Source organism: Mycobacterium montefiorense, assembly GCF_025823255.1.
GTDB lineage: Bacteria > Actinomycetota > Actinomycetes > Mycobacteriales > Mycobacteriaceae > Mycobacterium > Mycobacterium montefiorense.
The window spans coordinates 69,365-82,460 of sequence record NZ_JACKVL010000015.1 but is presented as its reverse complement, the minus strand read 5'-3'; the positions used below and the strand labels follow the sequence as shown (position 1 = coordinate 82,460).

Here is a 13,096-nt window from a genome sequence, read left to right as displayed (position 1 = left end):
CGCAACATGATTCGCTGCGTAGCGGGTAGCGCATACCCATTATTGAAAATGATTTTCGACAACACCCTTGGCGGCGGGTACCGTACTGGGTAGCTTTAATGAAAATGATTATCAACAAGTACCAGGAGCGGACTGCGGATGAAGCCCGACATCCACCCGGATTACCACCCGGTGGTTTTTCAGGACGCGACTACGGGCGCGACGTTTCTCACCCGATCGACGATGACGAGTTCGCGCACCATCGAGTGGCAGACGCCGCAGGGCGTGCAGACCTATCCACTTGTCGTTGTTGAGGTCACCTCGGACTCACACCCGTTTTGGACCGGCGGGCGCCGAATCCTCGACACCGCCGGGCAAGTGGAGAAATTCCACCGCCGCTACGGCAAACGAAGTTGATTGACAGAACCTAGCGGTTGCCCTCGGGTGCGGGGAGCCTGAGCGGCGCGCATTGGCGGGCCGGTAGCTATGCCTGTGAGCCATCACCGTCTGCGGCACTGGGCTAGTGGGCGTGAACGGCACTCCACGGCGGGAGCGGGTCGGGATAGGTGATCCAGCGCCTCGGGCCGGCGGCCAGTTCGGTGTCGGTCAGCAGCGCCGACGTCATCAGGCCCAAAATCCGGTCGCGGTCCAGCTTGACCCCGATGAACACGATTTCTTGCCCGGGACGGAAGTCGGCGGTGACCCAATACTGCGCCGGCTCGATCATCAAGTTGGGCCCGGCCTGCGACCAGACCGCCGCGACCTCGGGTCGGCTGGCGATCCAGCAGAACCCCTTGCTGCGCAACAAACCCTGCACCTCTTCGAGTGCGGCATGCAGGCGCTGGGGGTGGAACGGGCGCCGCGCACGAAACGTCACACTGCTGATGCCGTATTCCTCGGTTTCGGGTGTGTGGCCGCCGCTGATCTCCTGATCCCAGCCCGGTGACTCGGCGGCCAGATCCGGGTCGAACAGGCCGGTGCCCAGTACCTGCGCGAGCGGCACCCGGCCGTGGTCGATGGCTACCATGCGCGCCGACGGATTCAAACGCCGGAGCACCGCCGTCACCCTGGCGCGGGCCTCCTCGCTGACCAGGTCGGTTTTGTTGAGCAGTAAGACGTCGGCGAATTCCACTTGGTCAACCAGCAGATCGGCGATGGTGCGGATGTCGGCGTCGCTGACGGCGAGGTCGCGAGCCACGAGCGCATCGCCGCGCGCGAGCTCACTCAGAAACGTCGATGCGTCGACCACCGTGACCATGGTGTCGAGCCTCGCGACGCTGCTGAGACTGAATCCGTTCTCGAACTCCCAACTGAAGCTCGCGGCGACGGGCATCGGCTCGGAGATCCCCGTCGACTCGATCAGGAGGTAGTCGAAACGGCCCGTCGCGGCCAGTTGGGCCACGGACTCGATGAGATCCTCGCGCAACGTACAGCAAATGCACCCGTTGGTCAGTTCGACCAGCTTCTCTTCCGTGCGGTCCAGGTAGCCCGTTCCGGCGACCAGCGCGGCGTCGATGTTCACCTCGCTCATGTCGTTGACGATCACCGCGACGCGCCGGCCCTCCCGGTTTGCCAGCACATGGTTGAGCAGGGTCGTTTTGCCGGCTCCGAGGAAGCCGGACAAGACCGTCACCGGAAGCAGATCGGAGCGCTGTGATGCCATCGCTTAATGATAATGATTTTCAATAAGCAGGCAACTGATGGCGCGCGCACAGCGAGTCGCCGCGTCGCGTGGTTGGCGTCACGCCCCGAGTCTGATGAGGTCCCAAAATTTAGCTGAACATTCGATAAGAGGGCGTTTCGGCCTCGGATTAGATACGGCGTCGGCTCTAACGTGATCGGGATGAGTACCAACTACTACCTGCAGAAGGTCCCGGTCGAATCGATTCAGCCGGGCTTTTCGCTGGCCATTCACGAAGACGGCGACTACCGGCTGTTCCAGGTCGACTGCACGCAGATGTCGCAGCGGACCGGATTGCCCATCATGCTCAAGCTCACCTCCGAACCCGTCAACGGCGGCGCCCCCCTGGATCCTCGAGTGTGAAGAGGGCACGCCGGTCGTCCGGATTCTCGGCGTGGCTAAGGCGGCGTCCTAGCCCGTCGCGCCCGGCTTTGTGGCGATGACGAACTGCACCGCACGCTGCCGCTGTTGCTCGATGTCGATAAGTCCGGCCGACGCAAAGAGGTCGACGAAGTCGTGTCTGCCGAACATCGTGAGCCCGATCGTGCTTGCAGTTGCGGTCACCAGCTGCCGCAGCAGCGGCGCCTCGCGGGCATAGCTGGTCAGGATTGCGATCCGGCCCCCGGGCTTGAGCACCCGGACCATCTCGTCCGCGACCCGGAACGGCTCGGGCATCAGGTACAGCGCACCAAAACAGCAGACAGCGTCGAATGTTTGGTCGTCGAACGGCAACATGCGGGCATCGCCGCGGACATAACAGGTGCGCGGCCCGCTGTTGTCGGCGACGGCCCGCGTCAGCATCGACTCGGAGATGTCGAACCCCACCGCCAGGCCGCCGTCGGGCAGTTCTGCGGCCAGCGGGGCGGTGAAATTGCCTGGGCCGCAAGCAACATCGAGCAACTGTCCGGCGGTCGACAGCTTCAGTGCCGACGCCGCACGCTGCTGTTCGGCACGATGAGTGAGGCCGCTGGCGGCGTAGAAGGCGGTCGGCCGCCACAACCGTTCATAGACCGTCGCGACGAAGGGGCTGTTCATGGCACGCTGTGCGACCGTCGGAACCGGCGCGCTCGTCGATTCGCCCAACACGTCGAGAAAACCGTGTCGCAGCTCGGCGGTCTGGCTCATCAGGCCGCGGGTCGACTCGACCGGATCCTGGCTCATTGCGTTGCACGCTAATGGATCGCTCCGCCGCGCCGGTGGCCCGGGTGCTGGCGCCGGGCTCGCCGCAGTGATAATCGTTTTCATCAACTGTCATGAGATCCCAGGCTGGGTGGGTTAGATGAGGGCCGAGCGTCGACCGCGTTTCGGGTCCATGGAAGTCCTGGTCTTCGGGTTGGTGTGCTTCGCGATTTTCGGATCGTGGCTGCGCGCCGTCGTCGTCAACAGCGACGGGTTGGCCACTGCCGGCACCGTATTCTGCGGAGTCTTCGTCCAGGCCCTGCCCTTCCTGGGCCTGGGCGTGGTGGTCAGCGGATTGATCGCGGTCTTTCTGCCGCCCGAGCGGCTGGTCCGCTGGCTGCCGCGGCGGCCAGCGGCGGCCGTCCTTGCCGCCGGTGTGGCCGGCGCCGCGCTGCCCGGATGCGAGTGCGGCTCGGTTCCGGTGGCGCGCCGGCTGTTCGGCGACGGCGGAGCGGCCGCTGCGGCGGCCTTGACCTTCATGCTCGCCGCGCCCGCCATCAACCCGGTCGTGGTGGTTGCGACGGCCGTCGCCTTCCCGGGTCAGCCGAAGATGGTCATCGCCAGAGTCGTTGCGTCGCTGCTGACCGCGGTGGTGATGGGCTGGGGGTGGTCTCGGTGGGGCCGTACCGAGTGGATCACCCGTCGGCTGCCGTCGCACGATTCGCACAGTCCAGGGACGCAGTCGAAGTTGCTGCTCTTCTGCGAAGTGGCCCGGCACGACTTTTTGCAGGCGGCGGCCTACCTGGTGGTGGGCGCCGCCGCGGCGGCGGCGTTGCACGTTCTGGTGCCACCGTGGATATTCGAACACGTTGGCGCGCACCTGATTCTCGGCGTCTTCGTGATGGCGGCGCTGGCCGTGATTCTGGCCGTGTGCTCGGAAGCGGACGCTTTCGTGGCATCCAGTCTGACGATGGTTCCGCTGATCCCGCGGCTGGTGTTCCTGGTCGTCGGACCCGCCATCGACGTCAAGCTGCTGGCGATGCAATCCGGCATGTTCGGCCGGGCGTTCGCCACCCGCTTCGCCCCGGCCACATTCGTTGTCGCCACCGCGGCGGCCACGCTGGTCGGCGTGCTGCTGTTGGGCGGTGCCCGATGAAGCGCGAAACCGAGAACACGATCCTGCTGCTGGTCGGGCTCAGCGTCGCGCTGATCGTGGGGACCGGTGTGTTCACCCGCTACGTCAAGCCCTCGCTGTTGCCGTGGCTGGTACTCACCGCCGCGCTACTGATCGGGCTGGCGCTGGTGGCAATCGTCGGAGATGTCCGCCGGGGCGGCTCGGACCATGGTCCCGAAGATGGGCATGCGCACCGCGGCGGCGTGGTGTGGCTGCTCACCGTGCCTATCGTGGTGCTGTGCTTTGTGACGCCCCCGGCGCTGCGACCTCAGGCTGCCACCGGATCGGTCACAAACGTCTCCAACGACGTTCTGCGCCAGGCATTTCCGCCGTTGCCGCCGGGGCGGGCCCCGGAGATCTCGCTGGCGGAAGTGATGATGCGGGCCGCCAACGACAGCACGGGATCGCTGAACAACCGGCTGATCACGGTCACCGGCTTCACCCTGAACGAACCCGGCGGCATCGACCTGGCCCGCGTCGTCATCATTTGTTGCGCCGCCGACGCCCAACTGGCTCACGTGCATCTGCGCGACCGTGACGGCGCCAGCACTTTCGGGTTCCCGGACAACACCTGGTTGCGAGTGGAGGGTGTGGTGACTCCCGCCGAGCGGCAACCTCACACACCGCCGATCCCGACGCTTCGGGCCGTCTCGGTCACGCCCGTCTCGGCGCCGGCGAATCCATACTCGTAAGCCCAAAAGAACGACATAACTGCAGGTTAGCCTGTTAGGCTCGCGTCGGCCCGCGCAGCGAATCACGTCGGAAGAGGCTCTGGATGACACGCCCACGAATCCGCGCTCGGGCGCCGCTGCGGATCTCGTTCGCCGGAGGCGGCACCGACGTACCACCCTTCCCGACGCTCGAAGGCGGCTGTGTGCTGTCGGCGACCATCGACCGCTACGCCTACGGATCGCTGACTCCGCGTACTGATCGCAAGGTGAGTATCGAGTCGGTGGACTTCAAGACCACTCACGAGATGACGCTCGACAGCGAGATTCTCTACGACGGCAGCCTGGATCTGATCAAAGCTGCCGTGCGGCGGTTCGGCCGCGACGGCACGGACGGCTACGACCTGGTGTTGCGATCCAGCGCCCCGCCCGGCTCGGGACTGGGCTCGTCATCGACGATGATGGTCGCGCTCACCGGCCTGCTCGCCGAGCACTACCGGGCGCCGATGGGCGAGTACGAGACGGCGCAGCTGGCGTGCGCCATCGAGCGCGAGGACCTCGGCATCGCCGGCGGTATGCAGGACATGTACGCGGCTACCTTCGGCGGATTCAACTTCATCGAGTTCACCGACCGGGTGATCGTCAATCCACTGCGCATCCGTGACGCGACCGCCTTCGAGCTCGAGCTCAGCCTGCTGCTCTGCTACACCGGCATCACCCGGGACTCCGCACGGGTGATCGAGGACCAAACCCGGCGCGCCGCCACGGGTGCCGACGACACACTCGCCGGACTACGCGCCCAGAAGGAACTGGCGGTGGCCATGAAGGCCGCACTGCTGACAGGCAAGCTGAACGATTTCGGTGCCCTGCTCGGCGAGGCGTGGATGCAGAAGAAACGCATGTCGCCCTACATCACCAATGCGCGCATCGACGAGCTCTACGACCTCGCGTTGCATAACGGCGCGCTCGGCGGCAAGATCACCGGCGCCGGCGGTGGTGGCTACATCCTGCTGTTCTGCGACTTCACCAAGAAGCACCGTCTCATTGAAGCCCTCGAGGGCGCCGGGGCTGCGATCACCGAATTCGCTTTTGAGGGTAAGGGATTGACCACATGGCAGGCATGAGCACGTCAGATGTCGTCACGCCGAGTGTCCAGACGGTCCAGGCGCGGCTGGCGGACACGATCGCCGTCAAGCAGCAGATGCAGTCGGGGGCTTTCGCCGCGCAGACCGTCGAGGTGGCGCGCGTGCTGATCGACGCGCTGCGGGCCGGCGGGAAGGTGATCTTCTTCGGCAACGGCGGTTCCGCACAAGACGCGGGTCATCTGGCCGCCGAGCTGATGGGCCGCTTCGCTTTTGACCGTCCGGGCCTGGCCGCGATCAGCCTCCCGGACGCCACCGCCGCGATCACGGCGATCGGTAACGACTACTCCTACGACGAGGTCTTCGCCCGCCTGGTACTTGCCGCCGGCCGGCCGGGGGACGTGGTGGTCGGCTTGACCACGTCGGGCAATTCACCCAACGTGGTGCGTGCACTCGAGGCGGCGGGCCAGGCCGGGATGACCACGGTGACGCTCACCGGCGCCCGTGGCGGCAAGGTCGCCGACGTCGCCGAGATCTGCATCCGGGTGCCCAGTGTGGACACCGGGCGAATTCAGGAGGCGTGCCTGCACCTCGGCCACACCATTTGCGAAATGGTGGAAGCCGCACTGTTTCCCAGACCCTCTTGACGATGGACCTGCGGAACGTCCGCACCGTATTTCTGGACCGCGACGGAACCATCAACGTCAAAGCCGCTGAGGGCGAGTACATTCGATCGCCCGAACAGCTGGTTCTGCTACCCGGCGCCGCCGCGGCGATAGCCGCGCTGAATGCGGCCGGCCTGCGCACGGTCTTGGTGACCAATCAGCGCTGGCTGTCCGAACCATCCGCGGACCCAACGCATTTCGCCGTCATCCAGGACCGGCTGTCGCAACTTCTCGCCGCGCAGGGCGCGCACCTGGACGCGGCCTATCACTGCCCACACGCGGCAAACAGCTGCGACTGCCGCAAACCCTTGGGCGGCATGCTGATTCGCGCGGCAGCAGAGCACGGCTTCGACGTGGCCGAGTCGGTCATGATCGGCGACAGCGACGCCGACGTGCAGGCGGGCCGGGCGGCCGGCGCGATGACCGTGCTGCTGCGCGCCGGGGGCGCAGACAACGCCGACTTAGTCGTCGACGACCTTGCCGCCGCCGTACGGCTCATCCTCGTCTGAAACGCTGAACTATCGATTGGGCGACCAGCGCGAGCGCAAACGGCAGATCGTCGCGCAGATACCGGCGGTAAAGCCGCCGCGGTTCGAGCATCAGCCGGTGCACCCACTCAAGTCCGAGCCGTTGCAGCAGCGGCGACGCCCGACGAACCACGCCGGCCGTCATGCCGATCCCGCCGCCGCAGGCCAGGCACCAGACGTTGGGCAGCTGCTGGGTCAGCTGCTCCATCAGGCGTTCCTGACGGGGGAAACCCAGACCGACGAAGACCAGATCGGGTTTGGCGGCGATCACGGCGGCGACCGCACGCCGCGCGCCATCCTCGGTGTTGTCGAAGCCGAACGCGGGCGACTGGGCGCCGGCGATGCGCAGGCTGGGGAATTGCGTGGCGAGCGCCGCGGCCGCTCGGTCCGGTATCCCTTCGGCGCCGCCGAAGAAATAGATCGACTTCCCGTCGGCCGCCGCCGCCGCGCTCAACGGCTGGATCAGCGACGAGCCCGCCACCCGCTCCGGCAACGTCTCACCTCGCAGCCGCGCCGCCCACACCAGCGGCATCCCGTCGGCGACGACGAGCGATCCCCTGGCTATCAGTTCGGCGAGCACGGCGTCGCGACTGGCTGCGCGGGCCACATCGATGTTGACCGGGATGATCGAGCCGCCCCTGCCGTCGGCCCAGGCTTTGCGCACGACTTCGACGACCTCGTGTTGGGTGAGGGCATCGAACCGAAGATCGCCCACCTGGATCCTGGTTGGCCGCATGACTTGTGATTCTCACCGCATCGCCGCGGAAGTTCCATGGAACTCGCGACATCGATTGATCCGGTTGTTGCTGCACCGGCCGCCAACGCCATAACCTGAGCGGATCGGATCGCAAGATGGGCCGCCGTGGCCGAGCTGATCGGCGCGCGGACGGAAGAACTCGCCGCGATGGACATCTTCGAGGGATGCGCCATCGAAGACTTAGAGCCGTTGGCGGCCAGCCTGCAACCGCTGCGCGCCGCGGCCGGCCAGGTTCTGATGGCCCAGGGGGAGCAAGCCGTCTCGTTCCTGCTCATCTCCTCGGGCACCGCCGAGATCAGACACGAAGGCGCCGACGGCGAGGTGGCCATCGGCGAGACCGGTGCCGGCGCTCTGATCGGAGAGATCGCCCTACTGCGCAACAGCCCCAGGATCGCGACCGTCACTACCACCGAGCCGCTGACCGGCTGGATCGGCGACAACGATGCGTTCACCCGGTTGGTGCACATCCCGGGCATCACGCCCCGACTGTTGCGGACCGTGCGCCAGCGTCTGGCCGCCTTCGTCACGCCCATCCCGATACGGGTGCGCGACAGCACCCTACTGCTGCTGCGCCCGGTGCTGCCCGGCGACGACGAGCGGACCGTGCACGGTCATATCCAGTTCTCCGGCGAGACCTTGTATCGCCGGTTCATGACGGCCCCGCTGCCGTCGGCGGAATTGATGCACTACCTGTCCGAAGTCGACTATGTCGACCACTTCGTGTGGGTGGTGACCGACGGCACAGACCCGGTGGCCGACGCGCGATTTGTCCGCGACGAGAAAGATCCCACGGTCGCCGAGATCGCGTTCACCGTCGCCGACGCTTATCAGGGCCGGGGGATCGGGAGCTTTCTGATCGGTGCGCTGTCGATCGCCGCCGAGGTCGACGGAGTCGAAAGATTCTCTGCGCGAATGCTTTCCGATAATCTGCCGATGCGCACGATGATGGACCGTTACGGCGCGATCTGGCAGCGCGAAGACATCGGGGTGATCACCACTGTCATCGATGTTCCGCGCCCGCGCGACCTGGGCATCAAGCGTGAGATGGCCGACGAGATCAGACGTGTCGCACGTCAGGTGATCGAGGCGCTCGGCTGAACCGGCGTGTTCAGCACGAGGGCTGGTACGGGGTGAACTTCGAGGTGACGTCGCCGACGAGGTCTTCGTCGTACGGGTTGATCGCCTTCGGCTCGGATCCCGCTGTGAAATCGAGGCCGTCGAGCTCAATCCACACCGTGTTCGGGCTGGTGGTCAGCTCGAAGAAATAGGTACGGTTCGTCAGATCGGTGACGGTGCGGTATTCGGTGTTGTAGATCCCGAAATCCTGGTAAGGCGCCCCGAAGGGCACCGACACATTGCGCATGATCGCCATCACGCCGGCTACCGCCTGACGGATGTCACGCGGCTCGGGCAGCAGTGCGACAAAGTACGCGGCGCGCTGGAAACGATCGATCGGGTTGACGTTGCCCGGCAACGGCATATCGCAGCCTGGGTTCGAAAGTCTTGCCGTGAAAGCAGTTCCAACTGCTGTTCGTAAGTCGGGTCGTTGGTCATCAGGGTGTACTCGCGGCCGTGATGCACGACGATGCGGCCATGGTCGAACTCGACGACGGCCGAGTCGCCGGACGCATCCTCGATCGCGAGGTGGATGGTGGCGTCGTGCCCGCGGGCGTTGATCATCACCAGCTGAATGCCGTCCATCAAGGTCAGCGCCTCGGAGACGGTGGCGGCTTGGTCGAGCAGGTACTGGGTCCACAGCCCGACGTGCAGTCCCGGCTTGGATGCATCGCGCGGGTCCAGATCTGTTGCCTCCAGGTACAGCCCGTGCACGGCCAAGCCGCGTTCGTTGATGCCGTCGAAAGCGCCGACGCCGTAGACGGTGGTGACCAGGCTGCCGTACCGGCTGGTCCAGCGCAGTGGATTGTCCGCGACAACGGTGATGCCGGCCGCGATGCCGCCGTCACGGTCGAGTCCTCGTGGGAATGCCACGATTAACGGTTCGGTGGATTCCGGCCCCAGTCCATGCTGCGCCCGGTCAGAACGGCGAGGTCGTTGGTGTTCCAGAGAACTCGTGTGCACACACGCGCCAACCTACACGTCTCGTAAGATGAACGAGCATGCGGCCGTTCTGGTTTGGCGCGGTACTTACGGCGTCGGTGGCTGCCTGCGGTGCGCATTCGCCCGCGCACCGACCGTCGGCGCCACCGTCGCCGTCGGCGCATGGCACCGTCGTCAACCCCGCCAACATCAAGCGAGTCGTTCGCGACCTGCCACCCAACTACGAGGTCACCAGCGGCATCCCCAGCGCGGCCTCGCCCCGGGTGATCTGGGGTCTCGACGCCGATGCGACGTCCAAGCCCGCGGTATGCGCCACGCTCGCCGATCCCGGCAAGGCGCCCGATCAATCCGCTCAGGGCCTGTCCGCCTCGGGTCAGGGCGGCATCGTCAACGCCGTGGTGGTGGCTTTGCCGGGCCCCGTCGACCTGGACCGTAACGTCGCCGACGCCTGCGGCCAGTTCACGATGACCGACGCGCACACCACGGCCACCGTCCGGCTCACCGACCCGCCGCACATCGACGGTGCCGAAACCCTCGGCATGGTCGTCGATACCAAATCCGCCGTCGAGGCCGGCACCGAAATCGATTCGCGGGCATATACATTCATCGCCTACCTGGGCGGCTACTACGCATTCACCACCCTGACCACCGATCCGGGTTCCGCGCTGCCGGCACTACCGCCGCAATTCGCCGCCGATCTACTTGCCAAAACGGTATCCACGTTGCGCAGCTGAACGTATGCCTTTGGGTAGATTAGCCACGGTGTCCAAGCTGGTATGCGTCATCGCAGCCGTGTGCGTGCTCGCCGGCTGCTCATCAAATACCACCACCGCGATGAACGCCGACATCGCCAAGATCGCCCAGGTCAAGTTGGACTTTGGACCCGAGTTCAAAGTCACCGACGTCTCGGAACGCGCGATCGATCCCAAACTGCTGTCCGCCCGCAAGCTGCCCGAGGGCCTGAAGTTCGACCCCGCCAACTGCGCGAAGCTGGCGTCGGGGCCCGACATGCCGCCGGACGTCAAGGGCAACATGGCAGCGGTGTCCGCCGAGGGCAATGGCAACCGGTATGTCGTCATCGCGGTCGAGACCTCCAAGCCACTGCCGCCCAATGACCCGAGCAAGGACTGCGACAAGGTCGCGTTCTCCGGCGGCCAGGTACGCGGCGGCCTCGAGGTCATCGACGCGCCGCACATCGACGGGACGCACACGTTCGGCGTGCACCGCGTCCTGCAGGCAGTGCTGACCGGCGGTACCCGCACCGGTGAGCTATACGACTACTCCGCGCAGTTCGGCGACTTCCAGGTGATCGTGATCGCCAATCCGCTGGTCACCGCGGACCAGCCGGTCGCCAAGGTCGACACGCAGCGTGCTCGCGACCTGCTCGTCAAAGGGGTGGCCGCGATCCGCACCTGACGCTCAGCGCACGTCGCGTGGCCGGAACTAGATGCTGACGCGCGGGCCCTTGCGCAACGAGGTCTTCGGAACGGCGTGCTCCCAGGTGCGCTGGCAGGATCCGCCCATCACCAACAGGTCGCCGTGCGCCTGCGGCAGCCGCAACGACGGCCCGCCACCGCGCGGCCTCATCGCGAAGGTGCGGGTGGCGCCGAGACTGATGATCGCCACCATGGTGTCCTCGGAGCTGCTGCGGCCAATCGTGTCGCCGTGCCAGGCGACACTGTCGGAGCCGTCGCGGTAACAGCACAATCCGATCGTGGTGAAGGGCTCACCGAGCTCGCCCGCGTAAATGTCGTTGAGCCGGCGGCGCAGGCGCGCCAGCAGCGGGTGGGGCGCCTCCTCGACGGTCAGGTCGTGAAAGCTCACCAGCCGCGGCACCTCGACCACCCGGTCGTACATCTGGCGGCGTTCGGAACGCCACGGGACCGTGGACAACAGCGCGTCGAGCAGGTCGTGCGCACCGTAAGGGTCGTCGCTGAGCCAGCCGGCGCGGATCTCGACGAAGGCACCGTTGCCCAGGTGTCGTCGCTCGGTGTGCTCGAACAGCGAGCCCTGTACCGCGGTCCCCACGACGCTCAGCCTATCGCACATTCGTTCGATTGATTGGGACTCGCCGGGCCACCAGCGTGCCTCGGGGTGTGACGCGACGGCCATGATTTCCGCGGCTACGGTTTAGGGCGTGGGTGTTATCGAACTGGGCACCAATTCCGAGGTAGGCGCGCTGCGGGTGGCGATTCTGCATCGCCCCGGTCCCGAGCTGCGCCGACTCAATCCGCGCAACAACGACCAGCTGCTCTTCGACGGGCTGCCGTGGGTTGCTCGTGCGCAGGAAGAGCACGACCAGTTCTCCGAGCTGCTGCGGTCTCGCGGGGTGGAAGTCCTGCTGCTGTCCGACCTGCTGGCCGAGGCACTCAACCACAGCGGGGCCGCCCGGATGCAGGGGGTGGCCGCCGCTGTCGATGCGCGCCGGCTGGGAGTGCCACTGGCGCAAGAGCTTTCGGCATACCTGCGTGGCCTGGACCCGGCAAAGCTGGCGCATGTCCTGATGGCCGGCATGGCGTTCAACGAGCTGCCACCGGATACCCGGACCGACGTGTCGTTGGTGCTGCGCATGCACCACGGTGGGGATTTCGTCATTGATCCGTTGCCGAATCTGGTGTTCACCCGGGACTCGTCGATCTGGATCGGCCCGCGGGTGGCGATCACGTCGCTGGCGTTGCGAGCCCGGGCGCGCGAGGCGTCGCTGACCGATCTCATCTATGCCTACCACCCGCGGTTCACCGGTGTGCGCAAGGCTTACGAATCACGGTCCGCTCCGGTCGAGGGCGGCGACGTGCTGTTGCTTTCCCCCGGGGTCGTCGCGGTCGGAGTGGGGGAGCGCACCACGCCTGCCGGTGCGGAAGCGTTGGCGCGCAGCCTCTTTGAGGACGACCTCGCGACCACGGTACTGGCCGTTCCGATCGCGCAGCAGCGTGCGCAGATGCACCTGGACACGGTGTGCACGATGGTCGACGCCGACACGGTCGTGATGTACGCCAACGTCGTCGACGACCTTTCGGCGTTCACGATTCAGCCCACATCCGACGGTGTGAACATCAGCGACGAAACGCCGTTTCTGGAAGCGGCAGCCAAGGCGATGGGGATCGACAAGCTACGCGTCATCGACACCGGTCTGGACCCCGTCGTCGCTGAACGCGAACAGTGGGACGACGGCAACAACACGTTGGCGCTGGCGCCCGGCGTCGTCGTCGCCTACGAGCGCAACGTGCAGACCAACGCTCGCCTGCAGGACGCGGGCATCGAGGTGCTGACGATCGCGGGGTCGGAATTAGGCACCGGCCGTGGCGGCCCGCGGTGCATGTCGTGCCCGGTCGCCCGCGACGCGCTCTAGTTTTTCGTCGAGATTGCCGCCATGGTCGTGGTCGGCG

16 protein-coding genes and 1 pseudogene are annotated in these 13,096 nt (G+C 66.1%); 11 read left to right on the top strand and 6 right to left on the bottom strand.

Features of this window, described 5'->3' with window-relative positions; translation table 11 throughout:
• Positions 1 to 138 precede the first annotated feature (138 nt).
• Positions 139 to 396, top strand: coding sequence for a type B 50S ribosomal protein L31 (locus H7K34_RS19400; RefSeq protein WP_264063709.1), 258 nt, complete (start codon positions 139 to 141; stop codon positions 394 to 396).
• A gap of 103 nt (positions 397 to 499) precedes the next feature.
• Here the strand turns inward: H7K34_RS19400 and H7K34_RS19395 are convergent, their stop codons facing one another.
• The gene (locus H7K34_RS19395; protein ID WP_264063708.1) at positions 500 to 1,642 is read right to left on the bottom strand and encodes a GTP-binding protein; all 1,143 of its coding nucleotides are present in this window, start codon (positions 1,640 to 1,642) and stop codon (positions 500 to 502) included.
• 180 nt (positions 1,643 to 1,822) lie between these two features.
• On the opposite strand from H7K34_RS19395, the pseudogene H7K34_RS19390 reads away from it, so the two are divergent.
• Positions 1,823 to 2,075: pseudogene (locus tag H7K34_RS19390) on the top strand (hypothetical protein).
• On the opposite strand, the gene H7K34_RS19385 reads toward H7K34_RS19390, so the two are convergent.
• The gene (locus tag H7K34_RS19385; protein WP_264063706.1) at positions 2,072 to 2,821 is read right to left on the bottom strand and encodes a class I SAM-dependent methyltransferase; all 750 of its coding nucleotides are present in this window, start codon (positions 2,819 to 2,821) and stop codon (positions 2,072 to 2,074) included. The pseudogene H7K34_RS19390 and the gene H7K34_RS19385 overlap by 4 nt on opposite strands.
• A gap of 118 nt (positions 2,822 to 2,939) precedes the next feature.
• On the opposite strand from H7K34_RS19385, the gene H7K34_RS19380 reads away from it, so the two are divergent.
• The 5 genes from H7K34_RS19380 to H7K34_RS19360 all read left to right on the top strand — a co-directional run bounded on the left by H7K34_RS19380 (position 2,940) and on the right by H7K34_RS19360 (position 6,877).
• A complete protein-coding gene (locus tag H7K34_RS19380) occupies positions 2,940 to 3,935 on the top strand; it encodes a permease (RefSeq protein WP_108925601.1) in 996 nt (331 codons plus the stop codon).
• Entirely contained in the window at positions 3,932 to 4,645 is a 714-nt protein-coding gene (locus H7K34_RS19375; protein WP_264063704.1) for a TIGR03943 family putative permease subunit, read from the top strand. Before H7K34_RS19380 ends, H7K34_RS19375 begins: the two co-directional genes overlap by 4 nt.
• 83 nt (positions 4,646 to 4,728) lie before the next feature.
• Positions 4,729 to 5,745, top strand: a complete 1,017-nt coding sequence (locus tag H7K34_RS19370) for a GHMP family kinase ATP-binding protein (RefSeq protein WP_264063702.1) — start codon at positions 4,729 to 4,731, stop codon at positions 5,743 to 5,745.
• Positions 5,733 to 6,350, top strand: a complete 618-nt coding sequence (locus tag H7K34_RS19365; protein WP_264063700.1) for a D-sedoheptulose-7-phosphate isomerase — start codon at positions 5,733 to 5,735, stop codon at positions 6,348 to 6,350. Before H7K34_RS19370 ends, H7K34_RS19365 begins: the two co-directional genes overlap by 13 nt.
• Before the next feature lie 2 nt (positions 6,351 to 6,352).
• Positions 6,353 to 6,877 (top strand): D-glycero-alpha-D-manno-heptose-1,7-bisphosphate 7-phosphatase, encoded by a 525-nt coding sequence (locus H7K34_RS19360; RefSeq protein ID WP_264063698.1) that lies wholly within the window; start codon positions 6,353 to 6,355, stop codon positions 6,875 to 6,877.
• On the opposite strand, the gene H7K34_RS19355 is transcribed toward H7K34_RS19360, so the two are convergent.
• On the bottom strand, positions 6,864 to 7,631 hold the full coding sequence (locus tag H7K34_RS19355) for a WecB/TagA/CpsF family glycosyltransferase (protein WP_264063696.1): 768 nt from the start codon (positions 7,629 to 7,631) through the stop codon (positions 6,864 to 6,866). The genes H7K34_RS19360 and H7K34_RS19355 overlap by 14 nt on opposite strands.
• A gap of 168 nt (positions 7,632 to 7,799) precedes the next feature.
• Here H7K34_RS19355 and H7K34_RS19350 point away from each other — a divergent pair, with 168 nt between their 5' ends.
• Positions 7,800 to 8,750 (top strand): GNAT family N-acetyltransferase, encoded by a 951-nt coding sequence (locus H7K34_RS19350; protein ID WP_264063800.1) that lies wholly within the window; start codon positions 7,800 to 7,802, stop codon positions 8,748 to 8,750.
• Positions 8,751 to 8,760: 10 nt separating this feature from the next.
• Here the strand turns inward: H7K34_RS19350 and H7K34_RS19345 are convergent, their stop codons facing one another.
• Together H7K34_RS19345 and H7K34_RS19340 are read right to left on the bottom strand one after the other, a co-directional pair.
• Positions 8,761 to 9,132, bottom strand: a complete 372-nt coding sequence (locus H7K34_RS19345) for a linear amide C-N hydrolase (protein WP_264063694.1) — start codon at positions 9,130 to 9,132, stop codon at positions 8,761 to 8,763.
• Complete coding sequence (locus H7K34_RS19340; protein WP_264063692.1) at positions 9,033 to 9,641, bottom strand: linear amide C-N hydrolase; 609 nt, start codon at positions 9,639 to 9,641, stop codon at positions 9,033 to 9,035. Before H7K34_RS19340 ends, H7K34_RS19345 begins: the two co-directional genes overlap by 100 nt.
• A gap of 128 nt (positions 9,642 to 9,769) precedes the next feature.
• Between H7K34_RS19340 and H7K34_RS19335 the strand changes: the two genes are divergently transcribed.
• Both H7K34_RS19335 and H7K34_RS19330 read left to right on the top strand, forming a co-directional pair.
• A complete protein-coding gene (locus H7K34_RS19335; protein WP_264063690.1) occupies positions 9,770 to 10,444 on the top strand; it encodes a DUF5642 family protein in 675 nt (224 codons plus the stop codon).
• Between the two features lie 28 nt (positions 10,445 to 10,472).
• Positions 10,473 to 11,126, top strand: a complete 654-nt coding sequence (locus tag H7K34_RS19330) for a DUF5642 family protein (protein ID WP_264063688.1) — start codon at positions 10,473 to 10,475, stop codon at positions 11,124 to 11,126.
• 27 nt (positions 11,127 to 11,153) lie between these two features.
• Here the strand turns inward: H7K34_RS19330 and H7K34_RS19325 are convergent, their stop codons facing one another.
• Positions 11,154 to 11,738 (bottom strand): alpha-ketoglutarate-dependent dioxygenase AlkB, encoded by a 585-nt coding sequence (locus tag H7K34_RS19325; RefSeq protein WP_264063687.1) that lies wholly within the window; start codon positions 11,736 to 11,738, stop codon positions 11,154 to 11,156.
• A 109-nt stretch (positions 11,739 to 11,847) separates the two neighbouring features.
• Between H7K34_RS19325 and arcA the strand changes: the two genes are divergently transcribed.
• Positions 11,848 to 13,059: an arginine deiminase gene (gene arcA, locus H7K34_RS19320; protein WP_264063685.1), complete on the top strand. Its 1,212-nt coding sequence runs from the start codon at positions 11,848 to 11,850 to the stop codon at positions 13,057 to 13,059.
• The last annotated feature ends 37 nt before the right edge of the window (positions 13,060 to 13,096 follow it).